Source organism: Hyphomicrobium sp. (assembly GCF_035572195.1).
In the GTDB taxonomy this organism is placed as follows: domain Bacteria; phylum Pseudomonadota; class Alphaproteobacteria; order Rhizobiales; family Hyphomicrobiaceae; genus Hyphomicrobium_B.
The window spans coordinates 1-2,706 of sequence record NZ_DATNBA010000022.1 but is presented as its reverse complement, the minus strand read 5'-3'; the positions used below and the strand labels follow the sequence as shown (position 1 = coordinate 2,706).

Genomic DNA, 2,706 nt, shown 5'->3' with positions numbered 1-2,706 from the left:
AAGCTCCGAGTGCCGGCGAACCTCCGCAGGCCGGGGCGGCGGATGCGACGGCCGCGTCGCCTGCTGGTGCCGACGACAGCGCAGGTCTTCCGCCAGAAATGCGCCGCCGCGTTAGACGCTAGTAGACGCTAGCCGGCGGCATCTGCCCACTCAACGCTCGACTACTCATGGAATGAGCCGGTCGTCTCGCAATGTCTGGAAGAGCTCGAAGAATGCGGCGTCAGTCGATTGATAATCGGTAAAGCCGAGACGACGGCTTTTCGACATGTCGGTCACCACTTCGATCGGACGGCCAAGGTCCGCGTCCGTGTGCCAGGGCGATGCAAGGCGGTTCAAATCGCTTTCCTTAAGATGCCGGCGCTTGGCGATGTCCGCCCATAGGCCCACATCGCCCGCCATCTGCACTTCGAGCGGCCGTACCGTGCCATCGAAGGGGTCGGGCTCGATGCCGAACCAGTCCGCGATGCGGCCCCACATCCAGTTCCAGCGGAAGATATCGCCATTGACGACGTTGAAAGCCTCATTCGCCGCTTTGGGCGTCGTGGACGCCCAGAGCAGATGACGGGCGAGCAGCCGCGCATCGGTCATATCGGTCAGTCCGTTCCACTGGACAGCGGAGCCCGGAAAACGGAAGGGGCGGCCGATTTCACGGCAGATGGTGGCATAGACAGCGAGTGTTGTTCCCATGTTCATGGCGTTACCGACAGCCGCGCCAATGATCGTATGCGGCCGGTGGATGCTCCAGTTGAATCCATCGCGCGCCGCAGCTGCGAAAACTTCATCCTCCTGCGCGTAGTAGAAGTTTTCGATTTCGAGGCGCCCTTGATCCTCGCGGAACGGTGTCATGGGCAGTCGTCCTTTTCCGTAGGATTCGAACGGTCCCAGATAGTGTTTGAGCCCGGTCACGAGCGCGACGTGGCGAACCGTGCCTGCGGGCCGCAGCGCATCGAGGAGATTGCGGACCATCGCGCTATTGACCTGGATATTCTTTGCCTCCGTCGCCTGCCGCGCCCAAGTCGCGATGAATACATGGCTCGGCCGCACATCCGCCATTGCGGCGCTAAGTGATGGCGTGTCGAGGAGATCGGCAGCAATAGGCACGACGCCATTTTGCGCGGTGGGTTTGCGGGCGAGACCAGCGACCGTCCAGCCGCTTTCAACCAGCAATTGGGCAGTCGCGCTGCCAATGATGCCCGTCGTGCCAACCACCAAAGCTGTTTTCGTCATGGGCCAATCGACCTAATTCGCCGCCGACAGCAACCGCGCGGCCTTCGGTGCAAAGTAGGTGAGAATTCCGCAGGCACCGGCGCGTTTGAAGGCGAGCAGACTTTCGAGCATGACCTTGTCGTGATCGAGCCAGCCTTTCTCGACAGCGGCGGCGATCATCGCGTACTCGCCCGAGACTTGATAGGCGAGCGTCGGCACATTGAAAGTTTCCGACACACGTCTCACGACGTCGAGATAGGGCAGGCCCGGCTTCACCATCACCATGTCGGCGCCTTCGGCGAGATCGAGCGCCACTTCGCGCAACGCTTCATCCGTGTTCGCCGGGTCCATCTGGTAGGTGCGCTTATCGCCTTTGAGGAAGCCCGCTGAGCCGACCGCGTCGCGGAAGGGGCCGTAAAAGGCGCTCGCATACTTGGCGGCGTACGACATGATCTGCGTGTTCTGATGGCCCACCGCTTCGAGCGCGCGCCGGATGACGCCGATGCGGCCATCCATCATGTCGGAGGGCGCCAGCACGTCGGCGCCGGCTTCCGCTTGCACGAGGGCCTGCTTGACGAGCGCAGCATTCGTCTCGTCGTTGACGATCTCGTCGCCGACCAGCAGGCCGTCGTGTCCGTGGCTCGTGTAGGGATCGAGCGCGACGTCGAGAATGATGCCGAGGTCGAGCTTGGCGTTTTTGACGGCGCGCGTCGCGCGGCAGACTAGGTTGTCGGCATTGAAGGCTTCGCGTGCATCGTCCGAACGTTTCTCAGGGTCGGTGAACGGGAAGAGTGCGATCGCGGGGATGCCGAGTTCGGTCGCCTGCTTCGCAGCCTCGACGATGAGATCGATGCTGCAACGCTCGACGCCCGGCATTGACGCGACGGGGGAACGTTGGCCTTTGCCGTCGCTGACGAACATCGGCCAGATCAAATCGCTTGCCGACAGGCGATGTTCGGCAACGAGACGGCGGCTCCACGCGGCCTTGCGGTTGCGGCGCATGCGGACCGCGGGAAAGCCACCGCGCGCCGTGGCTGCTTGATCGTCGTCGAGAATGCGAGATGGCGGGCGTGAACGAGAGGACATCGGCGGCCTTCAGTGTGTTGGATGAGACATTGGTTCACGGACGAACTGGTAATGCAAGGCGGCAGAGATGTCGTCGTTATCGCAGGTCTGGCTGGGAAGTGGACGCCCGACTATGCAGCAAGATCGAACGCCAGCGCTCTGATTGTCATCCCGGACGGAACGCAGTGCCGAGCCGGGACCCAGCGGGGGTGTCGTATGGCTGGGTCCCGGGTCTCGCCAAAGAGGCTCGCCCGGGATGACAACAAGATTGTGCGGCGAGGTGCGTACCCGGCCTTAGTCGCAAATCTTCGTAAATTTGCGGGGTGCCATGTCGACGTGGAAGTGATTGCGATGGTCGGCATTCGCTTCGGGGCCAAGCGTCGTGCCGAAAATCCGGCAGGCGGCTGCATGTGCTTCATGCAGAAACGCTCGTGC

3 protein-coding genes are annotated in these 2,706 nt (G+C 62.5%); all 3 read right to left on the bottom strand.

Going from position 1 to position 2,706, the window contains the following annotated elements:
• Window positions 1–165: 165 nt before the first annotated feature.
• Window positions 166–1,227, bottom strand: coding sequence for an SDR family oxidoreductase (locus VN623_RS02310; RefSeq protein ID WP_325567704.1), 1,062 nt, complete (start codon window positions 1,225–1,227; stop codon window positions 166–168).
• A 12-nt stretch (window positions 1,228–1,239) separates the two neighbouring features.
• Window positions 1,240–2,292 (bottom strand): porphobilinogen synthase, encoded by a 1,053-nt coding sequence (gene hemB, locus VN623_RS02305; protein WP_414653149.1) that lies wholly within the window; start codon window positions 2,290–2,292, stop codon window positions 1,240–1,242.
• A gap of 273 nt (window positions 2,293–2,565) precedes the next feature.
• Window positions 2,566–2,694 (bottom strand): extensin family protein, encoded by a 129-nt coding sequence (locus VN623_RS02300; protein ID WP_325567706.1) that lies wholly within the window; start codon window positions 2,692–2,694, stop codon window positions 2,566–2,568.
• Window positions 2,695–2,706 lie beyond the last annotated feature (12 nt).

Excerpts from the sequence above, each read along its gene's own strand:
- VN623_RS02310 (WP_325567704.1), bottom strand. The coding sequence starts at position 1,227 with ATGACGAAAACAGCTTTGGTGGTTGGCACGACGGGCATCATTGGCAGC.
- hemB (WP_414653149.1), bottom strand. The coding sequence starts at position 2,292 with ATGTCCTCTCGTTCACGCCCGCCATCTCGCATTCTCGACGACGATCAA.